This window comes from Mycolicibacterium wolinskyi, from assembly GCF_002101965.1.
GTDB lineage: Bacteria > Actinomycetota > Actinomycetes > Mycobacteriales > Mycobacteriaceae > Mycobacterium > Mycobacterium wolinskyi.
The window spans coordinates 1-18,840 of sequence record NZ_LQQA01000002.1 but is presented as its reverse complement, the minus strand read 5'-3'; the positions used below and the strand labels follow the sequence as shown (position 1 = coordinate 18,840).

The window sequence follows — 18,840 nt, the reverse complement described above, 5'->3', positions numbered from 1 at the left end:
CGCTACGCTGTGCCCCCATGAGCAAGTGGTTACTGCGCGGAGTGGTGTTCGCAACGGCGATGGTCATCGTGCGCTTACTGCAAGGAGCACTGATCAACGCCTCGCCGGGCAACGCCATCTGGTTCAGCGTCGCGCTGCTCGTCATCTTCGGGATCGCCGTCGCCATCTGGGGTCTGCTCGACGGACGTGCCGATGCCCGCAGCAATCCCGACCCGGACCGGCGTGCCGACCTGGCGATGACCTGGCTGCTGGCCGGCCTGTGCGCGGGCATCCTCAGCGGCCTGGTGTCCTGGTTCGTCGGGCTGTTCTACAAGAGCATCTACACCGAGGCGCTGCTCAACGAGCTCACGACGTTCGCCGCGTTCACCGCGCTGCTGGTGTTCCTGGTCGCGGTCGCCGGGGTGACGATCGGGCGCTGGATGGTGGACCGGCACACACCTCAGGTGGTCCGCCATCACGGCAGCCACGCCAACGACGACCGTGCTGACACCGACGTATTCGCCGCGGTCAGCGCGAACGGCGCCGACGACACCACCCGGACCACGCCGGTGGACTACCCGGAGCAGCCGCGCCAGAGCTGACCTGCCGTCACCGTCGGTGGCGCGGAGCCCTCACTAGCTGAGGTCCCGCGCCACTTCCGCGTAGGCAGCCGCCAGCAGCGACGGATCCGGACCCTCGAGCCGGCCGGGCTTGGCCAGCCCGTCGAGCACGACGAACCGCAAGACACCCGACCGGTTCTTCTTGTCCCCCGCCATGTACTCCATGAGCTGCGGCAGCGCGTCGCCGTCGTAGCTGACGGGCAAGCCCAGCGCGGTGAGCACCGACCGGTGCCGGTCGGCGGTCTCGTCGTCGAGCCGGCCGGCCAGCCTGCCCAACTCGGCGGCGAACACGAGGCCTACCGACACCGCGGCACCGTGACGCCACTTGTAGCGTTCGCGCCGCTCGATGGCGTGCGCCAGAGTGTGGCCGTAGTTGAGGATTTCGCGCAGCGCAGACTCTTTCTCGTCGGCCGCGACAACCTCGGCCTTGACGGCGACCGCGCGGCGGATCAGTTCCGGCAGCACCGATCCGGTCGGGTCGAGCGAGGCCTCCGGGTCGGCCTCGATGAGGTCGAGGATCACCGGGTCGGCGATGAACCCGGCCTTCACGATCTCGGCCATCCCGGCGACAATCTCGTTGCGCGGCAAGGTTTCCAGCGTCGCGAGGTCGACCATCACCGCGGCGGGCTGATGGAACGCGCCGACGAGGTTCTTACCGGCATCGGTGTTGATGCCCGTCTTCCCGCCGACCGCGGCGTCGACCATGCCGAGCAGCGTGGTGGGCACATGCACGATGTCCACGCCGCGCAACCACGTGGCGGCGGCGAATCCGGCGACATCGGTCGCCGCTCCCCCGCCGAGGCTGACGAGGGCATCCTTGCGGCCGATTCCGATGCGACCCAACACTTCCCAGATGAACCCGACGACCGGCAACTCCTTGCCCGATTCCGCGTCCGGGATCTCGATGCGATGGGCGTCAATTCCCTTGTCCGCGAGGTGGCTTCGGATGGCCTCGGCGGTCTGCGCGAGCACCGGCTGATGCAGGATCGCGACTTTGTGCCTGCCCTCCAGCGTCCGGCCCAGCTCACCGAGCAGCCCGGTACCGATGACGACCGGGTACGGCCGGTCAACCTTGACCTCGACGATGACGGGCTCAGTCAATGTGTCGCTCCGCGTTGCGCGCGGCCAGGGCCGCGGGGGTGGGCATGGGCTTGTTCTTGGCGGTGCCGTTGGATCCGGCCTTGCCGTCACCGTCGGACGCCGGGCCGCGTCGCCACGGCGGGCGCCGCCTGCGCCGGGGTTTGCTCGCCGCGGTTTTCGGCGGCTGCGGGTTCTCCAGCCGGGAGACGATCGTGCGCACCACCGCTCCCGGATTACGCCGGTTGGTGTTGATCCGCATGGTGGCCACGCGCCGGTAGATCGGCACGCGCTGTGACATCAGCGCTCGGAACTTCTCCGCGCGGTCGCCGCCCGCGAGGAGTGGCCGCACGGTGGTGCCGCCGGTGCGGCGAACGCCCTCGGCCGCGCTGATCTCCAGATAGATCACGGTGTGGCCGGCGAGCGCCTCGCGCACTCCCGGTGTGGTGACGGCGCCGCCGCCCAGCGACAGCACCCCGTCGTGCGTTTCGAGCGCGGACCGCACGACTTCCTCTTCGATGCGGCGGAACTCGCGCTCGCCGTCGTTGGCGAAGATGTCGGCGATGGTGCGGCCGGTGGTCTCCTCGATGGCGGCGTCGGTGTCGAGCATCGTCAGGTCGAGCGCCTTGGCCAGGCGGCGGCCGATGGTCGACTTGCCCGAACCCGGCAAGCCGATCAGTACCGCCTTGGGCGCCATCAGCCCAACGCCTGCGCCGCCGGCTCGCGCTCGGCGACCGCGCGCAGGTACGCGTCGACATTGGCACGGGTCTCGGCGAGCGAATCCCCGCCGAACTTCTCGAGCGCGGCGCGCGCCAGCACGAGCGCGACCATGGTTTCGACCACCACACCGGCGGCGGGCACCGCGCACACGTCCGAGCGCTGATGGATCGCGACGGCTTCGTCACCGGTGGCCATGTCGACGGTGGCGAGCGCCCGCGGAACCGTCGAGATCGGCTTCATCGCGGCGCGCACCCGCAGCGGCTGGCCGTTCGTCATACCGCCTTCCAGGCCGCCGGCCCGGTTGGTCGAGCGCAGCACACCGTCCGGCCCCGGATACATCTCGTCGTGGGCGACGCTGCCACGGCGGCGGGCGGTCTCGAAGCCATCGCCGATCTCGACACCCTTGATCGCCTGGATGCCCATGACGGCCCCGGCAAGCTGGCTGTCGAGGCGGTTGTCACCGCTCGTGAACGAACCCAGGCCCACCGGCAGGCCGTCGACGACGACCTCGACCACGCCGCCGAGGGTGTCGCCGTCCTTCTTGGCGGCCTCGATCTCGGCGATCATCGAATCTTCGGCGTCCTTGTCGAACGCGCGCACCGGGCTGTCGTCGATGGCCGCCAGGTCGGAGTACTGCGGCGGCGGGCCGTCGTAGGGCTCGGAGGCCCCGATCGAGATGACGTGGGAGACGACCTCGACGCCGAGGGCTTCACGCAGGAACGCCCTGGCGACGGTGCCTGCCGCGACGCGGGCCGCGGTCTCGCGGGCACTGGCCCGCTCCAGCACCGGGCGGGCGTCGTCGAACCCGTACTTGAGCATGCCCGCGTAGTCGGCATGACCGGGCCGCGGGCGGGTCAGCGGAGCGTTGCGCGCGACGTCGAGTTCGGCTTCATCGACCGGGTCGGGTGCCATCACGGTCTCCCACTTCGGCCATTCGGTGTTGCCGATCTCGATCGCGATCGGCCCGCCGAGCGTGCGCCCATGGCGGACCCCGGCCAGCATCGTGACCTGGTCCTGCTCGAACTTCATCCGGGCGCCCCGGCCATACCCGAGGCGACGGCGCTTCAGCTGCGCCCCGATCTCATCCGAGGTGATGGGCACGCCGGCGACCATCCCTTCGAGCATGGCCACCAGGGCGCGGCCGTGGGATTCACCAGCTGTGGTCCAACGCAACACGGCTGTCATTCTCCCACGTCGGGTTTTGCCTCCGGAAATCCGTGGTCGCCTGCGCCGAACGTGAGCTTGTTTGCGAGTTTTCGGCGGCAGATTCTCGACAACAAGTTCACGCTCGACTACACGAGCACCAATCCGACTGCGGCCGCACTGGCCAGACACATCGACGGGCCGTGCGGGACGGTCGCGTTGCCGCGCAGCAGCGCGACGAGCGCCACCACCGACGTCAGGATCGGCGCGCCCAAGGCCGCCAACACCCACACGTCGAGCCCGAATGCCCCCGTCATCGCACCAACGCCGAGTGCGAGTTTGACGTCCCCGCCGCCCATCGCTCGCGGGGAGATGACGTGCACGATGCCGTAGAGGGCGGCGAGTGCGGCCGCACCGGCCAACGCGGCACTGCCGCGGCCACTCCACGTCGCGGCACAGAGGATCGCCACCGCGCCCGGCAGCGTCAGCCAGTTCGGCAGCCGCCGCCGGCGAATGTCGTATGCGCTCAATGCCACGAGCCAACCGACCCCGGCGATCACCACCCCCACCAACCGAGGCTAACGGCGCTCAGCGACCGTCCGTGGCGCGAATATGCGCGACGACCTCACGCACGGTCGTGGCGAACGCGTCCATGTCCACATCTGGCCCAACGGGCTGCAACACCACGGTGTGCTCCGGTTGCCCGAGATAGGCGGCGACCGCCCCAGCGATCTCGTCCACGGTTCCGCCGACGCCGTAGCTGTCTTCTGGCACGTCTCGTTTCTCGGCTTCTTCGGCGAGCAGGCGCCGCCCGTCGGGTCCGGGCGCACATGCCAGGTACTGCACCGTGGCGAATGAGCCTGCGTCGTCCCGCCTGGCCCGCCCGGCGGCGACGTGGTCGAGCGCTGCCCGGGCCGAGTCAACGGTGTTTTCACTGTCGACGATGACGCCGTCGCCGATCACGCCGGCAAGTTGCAATGTCTTGGGTCCTGTCCCGCCGATCAGCACCGGGACCGGCGCCTGTGGTGCCCACTCCAGTTGCACGCCGTCCAGACGGACGTAGCGCCCTTCGACGGTGACCGATCGACCGGCCAGCAGATCCCGCAGCGCGCTGACGTATTCCCGCAGCAGTGTGAGCGGCGATGACACCGCGGCCCCGGCCTGATGCATCCAGCTCTGGACGCCGTGGCCGACACCGACCCGGATGCGGCCCGGGAACATGCTCGCCAGGGTCGCGATCTCCATGGCGGTCGACACCACGTTGCGCAGCGGGGTCGGCAGGACGCCGAGGCCGACGGTGAGGGTGTCGGTGGCCGCGAGGGCAACGGCAGCCTGAGCGATACCGCCCTGCAGGAAGCAGTCCTCCCACAGCCAGAGCTCGTCTGCGCCGCGCTGCACGCATTTCGCGCTGTGCATCAACGTGTCTGGACGGAAGTCGGGTCGAAACACCACCCCGATCCGGGGTGGGCGCGCAAGTTCGGTCACGCCCGTCACCCTACGGCCCGGCACAACTGAAAATTCGGTTGCGCGCTGTGGCACCGTCGAATTCATGCGCACACTGGTCACGGGCAGTTCGGGACATTTGGGCGAAGGCATCGTCCGCACACTGCGGCAGCGCGACGCCGACGTCGTCGGCCTGGACATCCGCCCCTCCGAGTGGACCGATGTGGTCGGATCGGTGACGGACGTCGACGTCGTACGCGACGTCATGGCCGGTGTGGACGTCGTGCTGCACACCGCGACGTTGCACAAACCGCAGTTGGCCTTCGTACCGGGCCAGGCGTTCATCGACACGAACGTCAGCGGCACGCTGACGCTGCTGAACGCAGCCGCTGCCGCCGGGGTGCGGGCGTTCGTGATGTCCTCGTCGACAACGGTGTTCGGCGATGCGCTGGTCCCCGGGCCAACGCAACCGGCAGCCTGGATCGACGAATCGGTGGTGCCGGTACCCAAGAACATGTACGGCGTCACCAAGGCGGCTGCCGAAGACCTGTGTCAGCTGGCCCACCGCAACCAGGGCCTGCCCGCCGTGGTGCTGCGCGTCGCCCGGTTCTTCCCGGAGTCAGACGACACGCCCGGCGCCCACGAGGCACGCAGTGACGACAATGTGAAAGCCGACGAGTTCGCGTCACGTCGGGTCGCCCTGGAGGATGCCGTCAGCGCGCATCTCCTGGCCGCCGATGCCGCCGGGCGCATTGGATTCGGCCGCTACATCATCTCGGCCAGCACACCGTTCAGCCGAGAAGACCTGCCCCAGTTGAGAACCGATGCGGCTGCGGTGTTCGCCCGCCGGGTGCCACGGGCGGCGCAGGTGTGGACGCAGCGCGGCTGGCGCTTTCCCACCCGCCTGGATCGGGTTTACGACAACTCCCGCGCCCGCGCGGAGCTGGGCTGGCGACCGGTCTACGACCTCGCCGCGATCGCGGAGATGGTGGCGCAGGAAGGTACGGTCCGCACGCCGCTGGCGCGGCTCGTCGGCTCGAAGGAGTACGTGCACAGCACATATCACCGCGGCACGTTCGCGCCGTCACCGTCAGCCGAGTAGCGCCGCCCGCATCGCGTCCTTGGGCGCCGGCTTGCCAGTGAACTGCTCGACCTGGGTGAAGGCCTGGTTCAGCAGCATGTGCAGGCCGCTGATCACCTCACCGCCCGCCGCCTCGACCGCGGCTGCAAGTGGCGTCGGCCACGGATCGTAGATCGAGTCGAGCAGTCTCGGCACCGTGGCCAACATGGGCGCATACCGGGCGGCAGCGTCGGCCGGAATGGTGCTGACCGCAACCGACGCGGCGGCCACGACGTCCGTCAGCCCGGGGCTTCCGATGTCGCACCAACTACCCTCGGCGCCGCATCGCCCGGCGAGGTCCACGAGCCGCTCGGCCTTGCCGCCGTCCCGAGCCACCACGGTGATCCGTTGTACGCCAAGCTCGGCCAACCCGACCACGGCGGCCGGCGCGGTCCCGCCCGACCCCACCACCAGGGCGGACTCCCCCGCCGTCCCCAACGCGCCGATCACGCCGTCGACGTCGGTGTTGTCCGCGCGCCATCCGCCGGATGGGTTTCGCACCAAGGTGTTGGCCGACCCCACGAGCCGGGCCCGGTCGGTGTGCTGATCGGCGAACTGCAGTGCGGCGAACTTGCCGGGCATGGTGACCGACAGGCCGACCCATTCGGGGCCCAGCCCGGCGACGAGCCCGGGAAGCTGCTCGGCGGTGCACTCGATGCGCTCGTACGTCCAATCCGTCAGGCCCAGCGCGCGATACGCGGCCAGATGCAGCTGCGGTGACCGCGAGTGGGCGATGGGCGAGCCGAGCACCGCGGCCTTGCGCGCATTATCGGGCACGGCGGCGGGCCGCCTATCGGGCACGGCGGCGGGCCGCCTATCGGGCACGGCGGCGGGCCGCCTATCGGGCACTGTCGAGGACACCGTTTTGCTGTGCCAGTTCGATATTCGCCAGATGCTCGTCGTAATCTCGCGTGAACAGTGTCGTGCCCTGCAGGTCGATGGTCACGAAGTACAGCCAGTCACCGGGTGCGGGATGTTCGGCCGCGACCAGTGCGTCGGTTCCTGGCGAACAGATCGGTGTCTGCGGAAGCCCTTCGCTCGCATAGGTGTTCCACGGCGTCACCTGAGCACGGTCGGCATCGGTTGTCGCCACTTCCTGCCGGTCGAGCGAGTAGTTCACGGTTGAGTCGAATTCGAGTTTGCGGTGATCGGCCAGCCGGTTGTAGATGACCCTGGCCACCTTCGCGAAGTCCTGCGGCTTGGACTCGCGCTGCACCAGCGAAGCGACGGTGAGGATCTGATACGGCGACATGTTCATCGCCGCGGCGGTGTCGAGCAGTCCGCCCTGCGTGTACATCGTGCTGCTGGTGGAGATCAGCGTCGTGAGGATGTCCTGCGCCGAGGCGGCGGGGTCGACGTTCCACGTGCCGGCAGCGATCAGCCCTTCCAGCCGGCGATGATCGCCGCCCATCGCGGTCACCGGACCCGTCGCCCATTCCGGCACTGCGAGCGCGGCGGGCGGCGCCGACCCGGCGGCCGCACGCAGGTCGTCGACCGACACGCAGCGCTGTTCGCCGTCGAGTTCCACACACGAGGCCTGCGAGATCAGGCTGAAGATGCCCGCTGTGACGGCGTTGGTCTTGACGTCGGTGATGTCGTCGAGCTGACGTCCCTCGGGGATGGTGAGCTTGCCCACGCGGCTTTCGGGATCCGCCAGTCGCTCAACGGCATTCGCGGCGGGAATCTCGGTCCGAACTTTGTAGAAACCGGGCTGGATGGCCGAGATCGCCTCGTTGCCCTGCGCGGCGTCGACGAACGCCTTGACCGTGGCGACCACCTTGTGGTCCTGCAACGTCTCGCCGATCGCGGTCGTCGAGTCACCGTCGTGTACCTGGATCACGACGTCGGCCACGCCCTCACCCGCGTAATCACTGCCGCTGCCCGACATGCCGTGCCACAGTTTGGAGCCAAGGAACACCGCGCCGACCGCGACCATGATCAGCAGCGCCAACGACAGGCCCCTGGCCAGGCGACGCTTGCGGTTGTTGCGCGCCTGCCGCGCCCGCTCGGCACGGCTCATGCCACGCCTCGGTGGACCGACCGACACCGGTTGCGCTCGCTCGGCACCCCACTTTTCAGCCATCCGTGCCCTCTCCGCGCGCGGCCAGGGTCGCGCGCCGCTGGTCCAACCAGCTCTGCAGAATGCCGACTGCGGCGGCCTGGTCGATCACCGCTTTCTGTCCTTTGGCCTTGATGCCGGCCTCGCGCAGCGACCGCTGCGCGGAGACGGTCGTGAGCCGTTCGTCCGCCAGTCGTACCGGTATCGGCGCGATCCGGCCGGCGAGCAGATCGGCGAGGTCCATCGCGTCGTGGGCCGAGGTTCCGGCCCGGTCGGCCAGTGTGCGAGGCAATCCGACGATCACCTCGACGGCTTCGTATTCGCTGACCAACGCCGCCAACCGGCGCACATGTTTGCCCGACTTGTCGCGCTTGTCGCGCGCGACCGTCTCGACGGGCGTGGCCAGGATGCCGTCCGGGTCGCTGGTGGCCACACCGATGCGCACCGTGCCGACGTCGATGCCGATCCGCCGGCCGCGTCCGGGGTCGTCATCCCCTGGACGGTCCGGCAGCCGGTCGTCGGTGCTGGCCACGGGTTAACCCCGGCCGATCTCAGCGCGTAGCGCGGCCAATGCCGCGTCGATACCCGCTGCCCCCTTACCCGAACCCTGTGCCAGATCGGCTTTGCCGCCGCCGCGGCCGTTGACCGCCGCGCCGAGCTGCTTGACGAGCTCGTTGGCGCGCAACCCGAGATCCTGCGCGGCCGGGTTGACTGCCACCACGAACGGCACGGTGTCGTTGTCGCCTTCGGCGATCAACGCGACGACTCCGGGTTCTGAGCCCAGCTTGCCGCGGATGTCACCGACGAGGCTGCGGAGATCGCCCGCCGACATCCCCCCGGCCATCCGCTGCGCCACCAGACGCACCTTACCGACGACCTCTGCCCCGGCTGCGGCGTTGGCGGCCGCGGCACGCGCATTGGCCAGCCGCACCTTCTCGAGTTCCTTCTCGGCCGCCTTCAGTCGCTCGACGAGATTGGCGACGCGGGCAGGCACCTCTTCGGAGGGCACCTTCAACGACGACGCCAGCCCCGCCATCAACGCGCGTTCCTTGGCCAGGTGCCGGAACGACTCTAGCCCGACGTATGCCTCGACGCGGCGCACGCCGGAGCCCACCGACGACTCGCCGAGAATCGTGACCGGGCCGATCTGCGCCGAGTTGTGGACGTGGGTTCCGCCGCACAGTTCCAAGGAGAACGGCCCGCCGATCTCGACCACCCGCACTTCGTCGGGATAGTTCTCGCCGAACAACGCCATCGCACCCATGGCCTTGGCCTTGTCGAGTGCGGTGTTGAACGTGTGCACCTCGTAATCGGCTTCGACGGCTTCGTTGGTGACTTCTTCGATCTGCGTCCGCTGATCCTCGGTGAGCGAACCCTGCCAGTTGAAGTCGAAGCGCAGGTAGCCCGGGCGGTTCAGCGAACCGGCCTGAACTGCGTTGGGCCCCAACACCTGTCGCAGCGCCGCGTGCACCATGTGGGTGCCCGAGTGCCCCTGGGTCGCGCCGTGCCGCCACTTCGGGTCGACGGCCGCGGTGACGGTGTCGCCTTCGACGAACTCGCCGGATTCGACGTTGACGCGGTGCGCCCACAGGGTTTTGGCGATCTTCTGCACGTCGGTGACGGCGGCTTTGGCCGTCCCGGACGCACCGGTCCCGCTGATCGCCCCCTCGTCGGCGATCTGGCCACCCGACTCGGCGTAGAACGGCGTGCGGTCCAGGATCAGTTCCACGCGATCGGCTTCCAGCCCGTCGTGTGACACCACCGGAACGCGTTTGCCGTCCACGAAGATTCCGAGAATCCTTGCCTCGGAGGTCAATTCGTCGAATCCGGTGAACTCGGTCGGGCCGGCATCGACCAGTTCACGGTACGCGGTCAGGTCGGTGTGCGCCTGCTTGCGCGCGGCGGCGTCGGCCTTGGCGCGCTGACGCTGCTCGGCCATCAGACCGCGGAAACCCTCTTCGTCCACCGACAGGCCTGCCTCGGCGGCCATCTCGAGGGTGAGGTCGATCGGGAATCCGTACGTGTCATGCAGGGTGAACGCGTCATTGCCGGACAACACCGTCGAGCCGGACTTCCTGGTCGCCGCGGCGGCTTCGTCGAACAAGCGCGAACCCGACAGCAGGGTGCGGTTGAACGCGGTCTCCTCGGCGACGGCGATGCGGTTGATGCGCTCGAAGTCGGTCACCAGTTCCGGGTAGGACGGGCCCATCTCGTCGCGCACCGTGGTCATGAGGTCACCCATGATGGCCTGCTCGACGCCGAGCAGTTTGGCGGCGCGGATGATGCGGCGCAGCAGGCGGCGCAGCACGTAGCCGCGGCCCTCGTTGCCCGGGCTGACGCCGTCGCCGATGATGATCGCCGCGGTGCGCGTGTGGTCGGCGATGATGCGGTAGCGCACGTCGTCGCCGTGGTTGCCCTGGGCGTAGCCGCGGGGGGCGACGCCCGCCACCAGGTCGATGACCGGGCGCAGCAGGTCGGTCTCGTAGACGTTGTCGACGCCCTGCAGCAGGCAGGCCACGCGTTCGACGCCCATGCCGGTGTCGATGTTCTTGCGCGGCAGCGGGCCGAGGATCTCGAAGTCCTCCTTCGACGTGCCCTCGCCGCGCTCGTTCTGCATGAACACGAGATTCCAGATCTCGATGTAGCGGTCCTCGTTGGCTTCGGGGCCGCCCTCGACGCCGTAGGAGGGGCCGCGGTCGTAGTAGATCTCCGACGACGGTCCACACGGCCCGGGGATGCCCATCGACCAGTAGTTGTCGGCCATGCCGCGGCGCTGGATCCGCTCGAGCGGCAGCCCGGCCACTTCCTGCCACAGGCCGATGGCCTCGTCGTCGTCGAGATAGACGGTGGCCCAGAGCCTTTCCGGATCGAATCCGTATCCACCCTCGGAGACGGGGTTGGTCAGCAGGGTCCAGGCCAGCTCGATGGCGCCCTTCTTGAAGTAGTCGCCGAACGAGAAGTTGCCGGCCATCTGGAAGAACGTGTTGTGCCGGGTGGTGATGCCGACCTCGTCGATGTCGGGTGTGCGGATGCACTTCTGGACGCTGACCGCGCGGTTCCACGGTGGCGTGCGCTGACCGAGGAAGTAGGGCACGAACTGCACCATGCCGGCGTTGACGAACAGCAAGTTGGGGTCGTCGAGGATCACCGAGGCACTGGGCACCTCGGTGTGGCCCGCCTTCACGAAATGATCGAGGAAGCGCTTCCTGATCTCGTGTGTCTGCACGTCGTTTATGTCCTCGTGTCGTAGATGGTCGAGTTGGTCTCAATGGTCCGCAATGAGGCCGGAATAGTCACCGTGCTGATTGACCGCGACTATTTCGACCGCCTTACATTACCGGTCAACGCATTCGCCCTGAACAGGGCAACGACCCGGTCCACCGGGCGCGTCATGCCGCCAGAAAACTCAGCCGGACCGAACGCTGCGGGTTGTCCCGGTTGAGGTCGACGAGCACGACGCTCTGCCACGTTCCCAGCAGCGGTTCGCCGGCCTGCACCGGCAGTGTCACCGACGGCGACACCAGGGCCGGGAGCACGTGGTCGGCACCGTGGCCGAACGAGCCGTGGGCGTGTCGGTAGCGGTCGTCACGCGGCAACAACCGCTCCAGGGTGTCGACCAGGTCGTCATCGGATCCGGCGCCGGTTTCGATGATCGCCACACCGGCGGTGGCGTGCGGAACGAACACATTGCACAGCCCGTCGCGGTACGTTCCGCAGAACCTGCGCACGTCGCCGGTGAGATCGACGATGCGCCGCCGCGTGGTGTCGACGTCGATCAGGTTGGTGTCCATCCACTCAGCCTACGAGGCGATGCCGCACCCATTGCCACCTGCGAAGTAGCGGAGGAAGGTAGTGATTGGACCGGTGGCGCCACCGGGGCGCTGCCCTGGCAGGAAAGGGGTGGACCGTGTTCGCACGTTCTACCACGATCACGGCGCACGACGGCCCGGACCAGCGGGCCATCAACGCAGGTATCGCGCATATCCGCGACGAGGTCATGCCGGCCCTCGACGCCGTGGCCGGCTGTGTCGGCCTGTCATTGATGGTCGATCGAGAATCCGGTCGGTGCATCGCCACGTCGGCGTGGCGGTCCGAGGAAGCCATGCACGCGAGCGCGCCGATCCTGGCGCCGATTCGTCATCGTGCGGTCGAGGTGTTCGAAGGCAGCGCGACGGTCGACGAGTGGGAGATCGCGGTGGTTCACCGCGAGCAGTACACGGGGCCGGGCGCCTGTGTGCGGGCCACCTGGCTGCGGGCCCGTCCTGAACAGTTCGACCGGGCTATCGAGTTCTACCGGAACTCGGTGTTGCCGTCGCTGGAGGAACTCGAGGGTTTCTGCAGTGCCAGCCTGATGCTGGACCGCAGTTCCGGCCGGGCGGTGTCCTCCGCCACGTTCGACAGCGCGGCGGCGATGGAACGGAACCGCGATCAGGCCCGCTCGCTGCGCACGGCCCGGTTGCGCGACCTCGGCGCCGACCAGCTCGACGTCGGCGAGTTCGAACTCGTCCTGGCCCATCTGCGCGTTCCCGAGATGGCCTGACCGAGAACAGATTCACAATTGACGGTTCCGTTTGGACGGTGCCGAGCCGGGGTATCTCCCCTCCAGCCCAACCAGCTCTGGAGGAGAAATGACCATCACCGGCATCATCAGCGCGATCTTGATCGGCATTGTCGTCGGCGTGATCGGCCGCTTAGTTGTTCCCGGCAGACAACCCATCGGGTTCCTCGTGACGATCCTGGTCGGAATCGTCTCGGCATTCATCGGCAGCGCGATCGCACGTGCGCTGGGCATACCGACTGTGACCAACGGCATCGACTGGCTCGAGCTGCTCGTCCAGGTCATCGTCGCCGCGCTCGGCGTCGCCCTCGTTGCGGCACTGATGGGTCGCCGACGTACCGGAATCATGGGCGGTCGACGTTCGGGCCTGCTTCGCTGATCACAAACCACTCGACGCGCACGGTCCCGGCTTGCATTGCGGCCGGGACCGTCGCATGTCCAGAGTAATTTCCGACGAAACCGGTTGCGCCGAAACGACTGTCAGAGCGTGGGGAGCAGCGCGTCGAGTTTGTCGTAGCCGTCGACCATGCCACCCTCCATTCCCGAGGAGAGCAGTGCGTCACGCGCGTCGGTGTTCGGGCAGATCGATCGGCCGCGCAACGAGCTACGCCCGCCGCCGAGGTCCTCGAACCACATGAACTCGATGTTCACCATGTCCGGCGCGCCCTCGAACTCGAACGTCTGAATGATGAGTTCATTGGGCCGCACGGTGTGGAACACCCCGTTGAAGCGGTACTCGCCGGATTGGTCGGAGTGCACGTAGCGGTAACCCCCGCCCGTTTCGAAGTCCCACCGCTCGATCTGCATCTCCAGGCCGTGCGGCCCCAGCCACTGCTTGACCAGGTCGGGCTCGGCGTGCGCGCGGAACAATGCCGCCACCGGGGCATTGAACTCCCTGGTGAAGTCCATGGCCAGGGTGTCGACCGGAGCGTTGAGGTTGAGTGCGTTGGTCATTTCTTCTTCTCCTGAGTGGTGTCGGTTTTCGGTGAGATCTGAGCCAGCAGGTCATCCAGCCGGCGATAACTGCGTTCGGCGTTGAGCCGATAGCGGTCGATCCATGCGGTCAGCCCTTCCAGCGCTGCCGCGTCGAGATGGACCGGCCTGCGCTGCGCGTCGCGGGTGCGGGTGACCAAACCCGCCTGTTCCAGTACCTGGATGTGTTTGGACACAGCCTGTTTGGTGATGTCGAACGGCGCAGCCAACTCGTTGACCGTCGCCGGGCCGCGCGACAGCCGCGCCACGATGGACCGTCGCACCGGGTCCGCGAGCGCCATGAAGGCACGGTCCAGCTGCGCATCGGCATCGTCATCACGCTCCATATCAACCTTTGTGTTGATCAATGAGTTGGTTGAATACCAACGTAGAAGGCGTTTTGGTAGGTGTCAAGAGCAGTTTTCGGGACGGCCTGCCAGGTGCTCAGCGCTTGCGGCGGATGATGGCGCGGAGTTTCTCCAGCCGCGTGGAGATCTCGCGTTCGACGCCGCGCCCGGTCGGCTCGTAGTAGTCGACGCCAACCAGGTCGTCCGGTGGATACTGTTGGGGCACAACGCCATCGGGATGGTCGTGGGAATATCGATAGCCCACCGCGTTGCCGAGTTTCTGCGCTCCCGAATAGTGGCCGTCGCGCAGATGCGGCGGGACCAACCCCGCCTTGCCCGATCGGATGTCGTTCATCGCGGCGCCCAGCGCAGTTGTCACGGCATTCGATTTCGGCGCGGTGGCCAGATGCACGGTCGCGTGCGCGAGCGTCAACTGCGCTTCGGGCATGCCGATCAGCTGCACGGTCTGCGCGGCGGCAACCGCCGTCTGCAGTGCCGTCGGATCGGCCATCCCGATGTCCTCGCTCGCGAGGATCATGAGGCGGCGGGCCACGAACCGGGGATCCTCCCCCGCCACCAGCATCCGGGCCAGGTAATGCAACGCCGCGTCGACATCGGAGCCCCGCACCGATTTGATGAACGCGCTGACGACGTCATAGTGCTGGTCACCGTCGCGGTCGTAACGCACCGCGGCCTGATCGAGTGACTGCTCGATGGTCTCGACGGTGACGCGTTCCCCTGTTTCGGCAGCCACCTCGAGCGCGGTCAACGCACGTCGCGCGTCGCCGGCCGACAGCTGGACCAGCAGGTCGACTGCCTCGTCGGTGACCTCGACCGCACCCGCCAGCCCGCGCGGATCGGCGATCGCGCGACGTACCACGGTGCCGATGTCCTCGGTGGTCAGCGGTTGCAGTTGCAGGATCAGCGACCGCGACAACAGGGGCGCCACGACCGAGAACGAGGGGTTCTCCGTAGTCGCGGCGACCAGCAGTACCACGCGGTTCTCGACCGCGGCGAGCAGCGCATCCTGCTGGGTCTTGGAGAAGCGGTGCACCTCGTCGATGAACAACACGGTCTGGCCACCGTGTATGGCGGCACGCCGTGCCGAATCGATCACCGCGCGGACCTCTTTGACGCCGGCAGACAGGGCCGACAGCGCCTCGAACCGACGTCCGGTCGCCTGCGAGATGAGCGAGGCGAGCGTGGTCTTCCCGGTTCCCGGCGGACCGTAGAGGATCACCGACGCCGCACCCGAGCCCTCCACGAGGCGGCGCAACGGCGAGCCGGCCTGCAGCAGGTGTGACTGTCCGACGACTTCATCGAGACTCGCCGGGCGCATCCGGACCGCGAGCGGCGCCGCCACGGGTGCCGCGCCGTGTCCGGTGAGGTCGGCGTCACCGGGCAGATCGAACAAACTATCGGACACGTCTCAGGCATACCACGCCTGACACCACCCGGGCGCTAGCCCGACGGCTGCGTCACGAAGTCGATCAGCTCCTCCACCCGGCCGATCAGCGCGGGCTCGAGATCGTTCCAGTCGCGCACCTGGCCGCGGATCCGTTGCCACGCGCGCGCGATGTCGGCCTGGTCGCGGTGCGGCCAGCCCAGTGCGTCGCAGATGCCGTGCTTCCACTCGATGCTGCGCGGTATGACCGGCCACGCCGTCATGCCGAGCCGGGCCGGTTTGACGGCCTGCCAGATGTCGACGAACGGATGGCCGACCACGAGCGTGTGCTCACCGCCGGGTCCGCGGCGGACCGCGTCGGCGATGCGGGCTTCCTTCGATCCGGTCACCAGATGGTCGACCAGCACGCCCAACCGGCGCCCGGGGCCGGGTTCGAACTCGGCCACGATCCCGGCCAGATCGTCGACCCCGCCCAGGTATTCGACGACCACACCCTCGATCCGCAGGTCAGCGCCCCACACCTGCTCGACGAGTTCGGCATCGTGGCGGCCCTCGACATAGATCCGGCTGGCCAGCGCGACACGGGCCTTGGCGCCCGGCACGGCCACCGAACCCGATGCCGTCCGCGCGGGCGCCGCCGACCGCTTCGGGGCGGTGAGCACGACGGGCTTGCCGTCGATCAGGAACCCCGGTCCCATCGGGAACACCCTGACCTTGCCGCGACGGTCCTCGAGCTCCACACGCCCCTGCTCCACCCGCACGACCGCACCGACGTAGCCGCTCTGGGCATCCTCGACCACCATGCCCATCTCGACCGGTTGCTCGGTGGAACGGATCCGCTTCGGAGTGTGCGGGTTTCGGGCGAGGACGTCAGAACCGTAGCGATCAGTCACCCGGCCGATCCTAGGAACGCACCAGCCGACATCGGTGTTGCGACATACGATCGTGACCGTGCTGTTAACCCGCACGACGGCCGAAGGCATCGCCGACGGCACGATCACCCTGGTGTTGCGCAGGTGGGATGCGCCACGCGCCAAGGTCGGCGGTACCCAGCGCACCGTCGCGGGGACCATCCGCATCGACGACGTCGCCGAATTCCCGGGCGACTACCGCGTGAGCGCCGAGCAGGCCCGCTCAGCCGGATACCCCGACGCCGAAAGCGCGCAAGCCGAGCTCGACCGAAGGCCCGCCGCGCACACCTACGTCATCTCGGTCTCCTACTTCGGCCCCGACGAGCGACCCGACCTCGCGGCCGACGACGCGCTCGACGATGCTGCCGTCGAGGCGATCACCGCGCGGCTCGACCGCTGGGACGCGGCGAGTGCCGACGGCCCGTGGACGCGCCGGTACCTGGGGATGATCGCGGCCAACGAGGCCGTGCGGGCGCCGGATCTGGCCGCGCGCGTGGGCCTCGACGTGCCGAGGTTCAAACGGCGCGTGCGCCAATTGAAGGGGCTGGGCCTGACGATCAGCCTCGACGTCGGCTACCGGGTGTCGCCACGCGGGCGGGCCTACTTGGCAGCCACTTCCTGAGGTGACCTGGGCTCAGCCCGGTGTGGTGAAGCGCGCGAGCACAATGCCGCCGACTATCATCGACAACGCAAGTGCGCGTGCGGCACTCAGCGGATCCTTGTGCACAAGTACGCCGAGGACGATCGCCCCGACGGCACCGATGCCGGTGAACACCGCGTAGGCAGTGCCGACCGGCAGTGTGCGCATCGCGAGCGACAGCAGGTACACCGACAACGCACCGATGACGACACACAAGAAGGTCGGCAGCGGGCGGGTGAATCCGTCGGTGGGTTTGATGCTCTGCGACCACGCGATCTCCACGAGGCCCGCCAAACCCAGTACCAGCCAACTCATTTCGCGTACTCCACGGCCAGCGCCCGCGCCGCCTGCAACGCCGCCGTCAGTGACTCGTCGTGCGCGGCACGCAATCGGGCCAGCGCGGGGTCCGAATGCGAGTTGGCCAGTTCGGCGTTGATGAAGACGGTGTCGGTGACCGAGAAGTGCCCGGCGAAGAAGTCCCGGAGGTAGCGCTCCTGATAGTCGAACGCCTCCTTGGGTGAGCCGGGCGAGTACGCGCCGCCGCGCGCGGTCACGACGACGAATCGTCTGGGCGCCAAGGACATCCGCGGAAAGGTCACCTGGTCCAACCAGGCTTTGAGGGACGCCGGTATCGAGTAGTTGTACATGGGGCTAGTGATCAGGACGATGTCGGCGGCTCGCACCTCGGCCAGCAGGGGTTCGACGATGCGCCAGGCATCGGCCTGTGCGGGTGTGCGGACCAACTCCGGAAGCCGATCCAGGTCGGTGGCGCCCGCGGCAAGAACGGCGTCGCAGATCTGCACCCAGCCTTCGTCGATCAACGGGATCGGCTCGGCCGCCACATCCCGGTACACGTAGTGACCATTGCCGACCGCTGCGCGCCAGGCCTGCGCGAACTCGGCGCCCACCCGACGACTGATCGATTGTTTGCGCGCGCTGGAGTCCAGATGAAGCAGCGTGGTCATGAGCATCCTCCGAGTGAATTGGACAGGGTGTCCGGATCGACGTTCCACCTAACCGGACAATGCGTCCAGATATTCCGGGTTCGACTACAGTGCGAACATGGATGTCGGTAGAGATCTGCTCGACACTGCCGATGGCCCGGGCGAACGCGCCGACGCCGCGCGCAATCGGGCGAAGATCCTCGCCGCCGCCGCGCAGGTGTTCGCCACGCATGACCCGCGCAGCGTCACCATGGATCAGATCGCGACAGCGGCCCGGGTGGGACGCGGCACGCTCTACCGGCGCTATCCCAGTACCGCGGCCATCGCCGTGGCCCTGCTGGACGAGCACGAGCGGGCCCTTCAACAGGAACTGATATCGGGCGAGCCACCATTGGGGCCCGGCGCGCCCCCGGCCGATCGCCTTTCGGCGTTCTACGCCGCCATGGTCGAGCTACTGGAGGCGCATGTGGATTTCGCGCTCGGCGCCGAAGTCGGCGGCGCCCGGTTCGCCTCCGGCGCATACGACTTCTGGACGGCACATGTGCGCTCGCTGCTCGTACAGGCACAGGTCGAGCAGCCGGATCACCTCGTCGACATACTGCTGGCACCGCTCGCCGCGGAGATTTTCCAGCATCAACGCTCCCGTGGTCTGAGCGTCGATGAGATCGCCGGCGCACTGGCGCGTCTCGCCCACGCGATGCTCGGCGACACACCGCACGCTTGACCTACGACTCGCGAGTGTGCGGGTTCGTACGCGCGCAGCGGCTCAGACTCAAGTGGTGGCTGCAACACCGTGATTCGAAGGGTGTTGCTTTTATGGGTTTGCAGACGGGGTTTCGTGGTCGTGGTGTACCGCCGGGCGGCGGGTTGGCAGATTGGGTGCGGGAGCGGTTCTGGGAGGC

At 68.1% G+C, this 18,840-nt stretch carries 22 protein-coding genes; 6 read left to right on the top strand and 16 right to left on the bottom strand.

Features of this window, described 5'->3' with window-relative positions; genetic code table 11:
- Positions 1 to 17 precede the first annotated feature (17 nt).
- Positions 18 to 581 carry a B-4DMT family transporter gene (locus tag AWC31_RS00475; RefSeq protein WP_085141826.1) on the top strand — a complete coding sequence of 188 codons (564 nt, stop codon included), beginning with the start codon at positions 18 to 20 and terminating at the stop codon, positions 579 to 581.
- A gap of 33 nt (positions 582 to 614) precedes the next feature.
- Here the strand turns inward: AWC31_RS00475 and aroB are convergent, their stop codons facing one another.
- The 5 genes from aroB to AWC31_RS00450 all read right to left on the bottom strand — a co-directional run bounded on the left by aroB (position 615) and on the right by AWC31_RS00450 (position 5,024).
- Complete coding sequence (aroB, locus tag AWC31_RS00470; RefSeq protein ID WP_085141824.1) at positions 615 to 1,700, bottom strand: 3-dehydroquinate synthase; 1,086 nt, start codon at positions 1,698 to 1,700, stop codon at positions 615 to 617.
- Complete coding sequence (locus tag AWC31_RS00465) at positions 1,693 to 2,373, bottom strand: shikimate kinase (RefSeq protein ID WP_067845099.1); 681 nt, start codon at positions 2,371 to 2,373, stop codon at positions 1,693 to 1,695. Before AWC31_RS00465 ends, aroB begins: the two co-directional genes overlap by 8 nt.
- Entirely contained in the window at positions 2,373 to 3,572 is a 1,200-nt protein-coding gene (aroC, locus tag AWC31_RS00460) for a chorismate synthase (RefSeq protein ID WP_067845097.1), read from the bottom strand. The genes AWC31_RS00465 and aroC overlap by 1 nt, the downstream gene beginning before the upstream one ends.
- A gap of 116 nt (positions 3,573 to 3,688) precedes the next feature.
- Complete coding sequence (locus AWC31_RS00455) at positions 3,689 to 4,108, bottom strand: prepilin peptidase (protein WP_067845096.1); 420 nt, start codon at positions 4,106 to 4,108, stop codon at positions 3,689 to 3,691.
- A 19-nt stretch (positions 4,109 to 4,127) separates the two neighbouring features.
- On the bottom strand, positions 4,128 to 5,024 hold the full coding sequence (locus AWC31_RS00450) for an LLM class flavin-dependent oxidoreductase (RefSeq protein ID WP_234816663.1): 897 nt from the start codon (positions 5,022 to 5,024) through the stop codon (positions 4,128 to 4,130).
- A gap of 64 nt (positions 5,025 to 5,088) precedes the next feature.
- On the opposite strand from AWC31_RS00450, the gene AWC31_RS00445 reads away from it, so the two are divergent.
- Positions 5,089 to 6,084 carry an NAD-dependent epimerase/dehydratase family protein gene (locus tag AWC31_RS00445; protein WP_110774849.1) on the top strand — a complete coding sequence of 332 codons (996 nt, stop codon included), beginning with the start codon at positions 5,089 to 5,091 and terminating at the stop codon, positions 6,082 to 6,084.
- On the opposite strand, the gene AWC31_RS00440 is transcribed toward AWC31_RS00445, so the two are convergent.
- The 5 genes from AWC31_RS00440 to AWC31_RS00420 form a co-directional block, all read right to left on the bottom strand.
- Positions 6,073 to 6,903 (bottom strand): shikimate dehydrogenase, encoded by an 831-nt coding sequence (locus tag AWC31_RS00440; RefSeq protein WP_085141866.1) that lies wholly within the window; start codon positions 6,901 to 6,903, stop codon positions 6,073 to 6,075. The genes AWC31_RS00445 and AWC31_RS00440 overlap by 12 nt on opposite strands.
- Positions 6,904 to 6,940: 37 nt before the next feature.
- Positions 6,941 to 8,185, bottom strand: a complete 1,245-nt coding sequence (locus tag AWC31_RS00435; RefSeq protein WP_085141822.1) for an endolytic transglycosylase MltG — start codon at positions 8,183 to 8,185, stop codon at positions 6,941 to 6,943.
- A complete protein-coding gene (ruvX, locus tag AWC31_RS00430) occupies positions 8,178 to 8,693 on the bottom strand; it encodes a Holliday junction resolvase RuvX (protein WP_067845090.1) in 516 nt (171 codons plus the stop codon). Before ruvX ends, AWC31_RS00435 begins: the two co-directional genes overlap by 8 nt.
- Positions 8,694 to 8,696: 3 nt before the next feature.
- Positions 8,697 to 11,387: an alanine--tRNA ligase gene (gene alaS, locus AWC31_RS00425; RefSeq protein WP_085141820.1), complete on the bottom strand. Its 2,691-nt coding sequence runs from the start codon at positions 11,385 to 11,387 to the stop codon at positions 8,697 to 8,699.
- Between the two features lie 163 nt (positions 11,388 to 11,550).
- Complete coding sequence (locus AWC31_RS00420) at positions 11,551 to 11,952, bottom strand: secondary thiamine-phosphate synthase enzyme YjbQ (RefSeq protein ID WP_085141818.1); 402 nt, start codon at positions 11,950 to 11,952, stop codon at positions 11,551 to 11,553.
- A gap of 116 nt (positions 11,953 to 12,068) precedes the next feature.
- Here AWC31_RS00420 and AWC31_RS00415 point away from each other — a divergent pair, with 116 nt between their 5' ends.
- The gene (locus tag AWC31_RS00415; protein WP_067845084.1) at positions 12,069 to 12,701 is read left to right on the top strand and encodes a hypothetical protein; all 633 of its coding nucleotides are present in this window, start codon (positions 12,069 to 12,071) and stop codon (positions 12,699 to 12,701) included.
- Between the two features lie 88 nt (positions 12,702 to 12,789).
- Positions 12,790 to 13,098, top strand: a complete 309-nt coding sequence (locus AWC31_RS00410) for a GlsB/YeaQ/YmgE family stress response membrane protein (RefSeq protein WP_067845082.1) — start codon at positions 12,790 to 12,792, stop codon at positions 13,096 to 13,098.
- A gap of 101 nt (positions 13,099 to 13,199) precedes the next feature.
- On the opposite strand, the gene AWC31_RS00405 is transcribed toward AWC31_RS00410, so the two are convergent.
- The 4 genes from AWC31_RS00405 to AWC31_RS00390 all read right to left on the bottom strand — a co-directional run bounded on the left by AWC31_RS00405 (position 13,200) and on the right by AWC31_RS00390 (position 16,336).
- On the bottom strand, positions 13,200 to 13,673 hold the full coding sequence (locus AWC31_RS00405) for an SRPBCC family protein (RefSeq protein ID WP_067845080.1): 474 nt from the start codon (positions 13,671 to 13,673) through the stop codon (positions 13,200 to 13,202).
- Complete coding sequence (locus tag AWC31_RS00400; protein WP_085141816.1) at positions 13,670 to 14,038, bottom strand: ArsR/SmtB family transcription factor; 369 nt, start codon at positions 14,036 to 14,038, stop codon at positions 13,670 to 13,672. The genes AWC31_RS00405 and AWC31_RS00400 overlap by 4 nt, the downstream gene beginning before the upstream one ends.
- A 97-nt stretch (positions 14,039 to 14,135) precedes the next feature.
- Positions 14,136 to 15,464, bottom strand: coding sequence for a replication-associated recombination protein A (locus tag AWC31_RS00395; RefSeq protein ID WP_085141814.1), 1,329 nt, complete (start codon positions 15,462 to 15,464; stop codon positions 14,136 to 14,138).
- A 35-nt stretch (positions 15,465 to 15,499) separates the two neighbouring features.
- A complete protein-coding gene (locus AWC31_RS00390; protein ID WP_085141811.1) occupies positions 15,500 to 16,336 on the bottom strand; it encodes a DUF3097 domain-containing protein in 837 nt (278 codons plus the stop codon).
- Between the two features lie 58 nt (positions 16,337 to 16,394).
- Here AWC31_RS00390 and AWC31_RS00385 point away from each other — a divergent pair, with 58 nt between their 5' ends.
- Complete coding sequence (locus tag AWC31_RS00385; protein ID WP_085141864.1) at positions 16,395 to 16,976, top strand: hypothetical protein; 582 nt, start codon at positions 16,395 to 16,397, stop codon at positions 16,974 to 16,976.
- Between the two features lie 12 nt (positions 16,977 to 16,988).
- Here the strand turns inward: AWC31_RS00385 and AWC31_RS00380 are convergent, their stop codons facing one another.
- Both AWC31_RS00380 and AWC31_RS00375 read right to left on the bottom strand, forming a co-directional pair.
- Positions 16,989 to 17,309, bottom strand: a complete 321-nt coding sequence (locus tag AWC31_RS00380) for a DMT family transporter (protein WP_085141809.1) — start codon at positions 17,307 to 17,309, stop codon at positions 16,989 to 16,991.
- Positions 17,306 to 17,959: an FMN-dependent NADH-azoreductase gene (locus tag AWC31_RS00375; RefSeq protein WP_085141862.1), complete on the bottom strand. Its 654-nt coding sequence runs from the start codon at positions 17,957 to 17,959 to the stop codon at positions 17,306 to 17,308. The genes AWC31_RS00380 and AWC31_RS00375 overlap by 4 nt, the downstream gene beginning before the upstream one ends.
- A 97-nt stretch (positions 17,960 to 18,056) precedes the next feature.
- On the opposite strand from AWC31_RS00375, the gene AWC31_RS00370 reads away from it, so the two are divergent.
- The gene (locus AWC31_RS00370) at positions 18,057 to 18,662 is read left to right on the top strand and encodes a TetR/AcrR family transcriptional regulator (RefSeq protein WP_085141807.1); all 606 of its coding nucleotides are present in this window, start codon (positions 18,057 to 18,059) and stop codon (positions 18,660 to 18,662) included.
- Positions 18,663 to 18,840 lie beyond the last annotated feature (178 nt).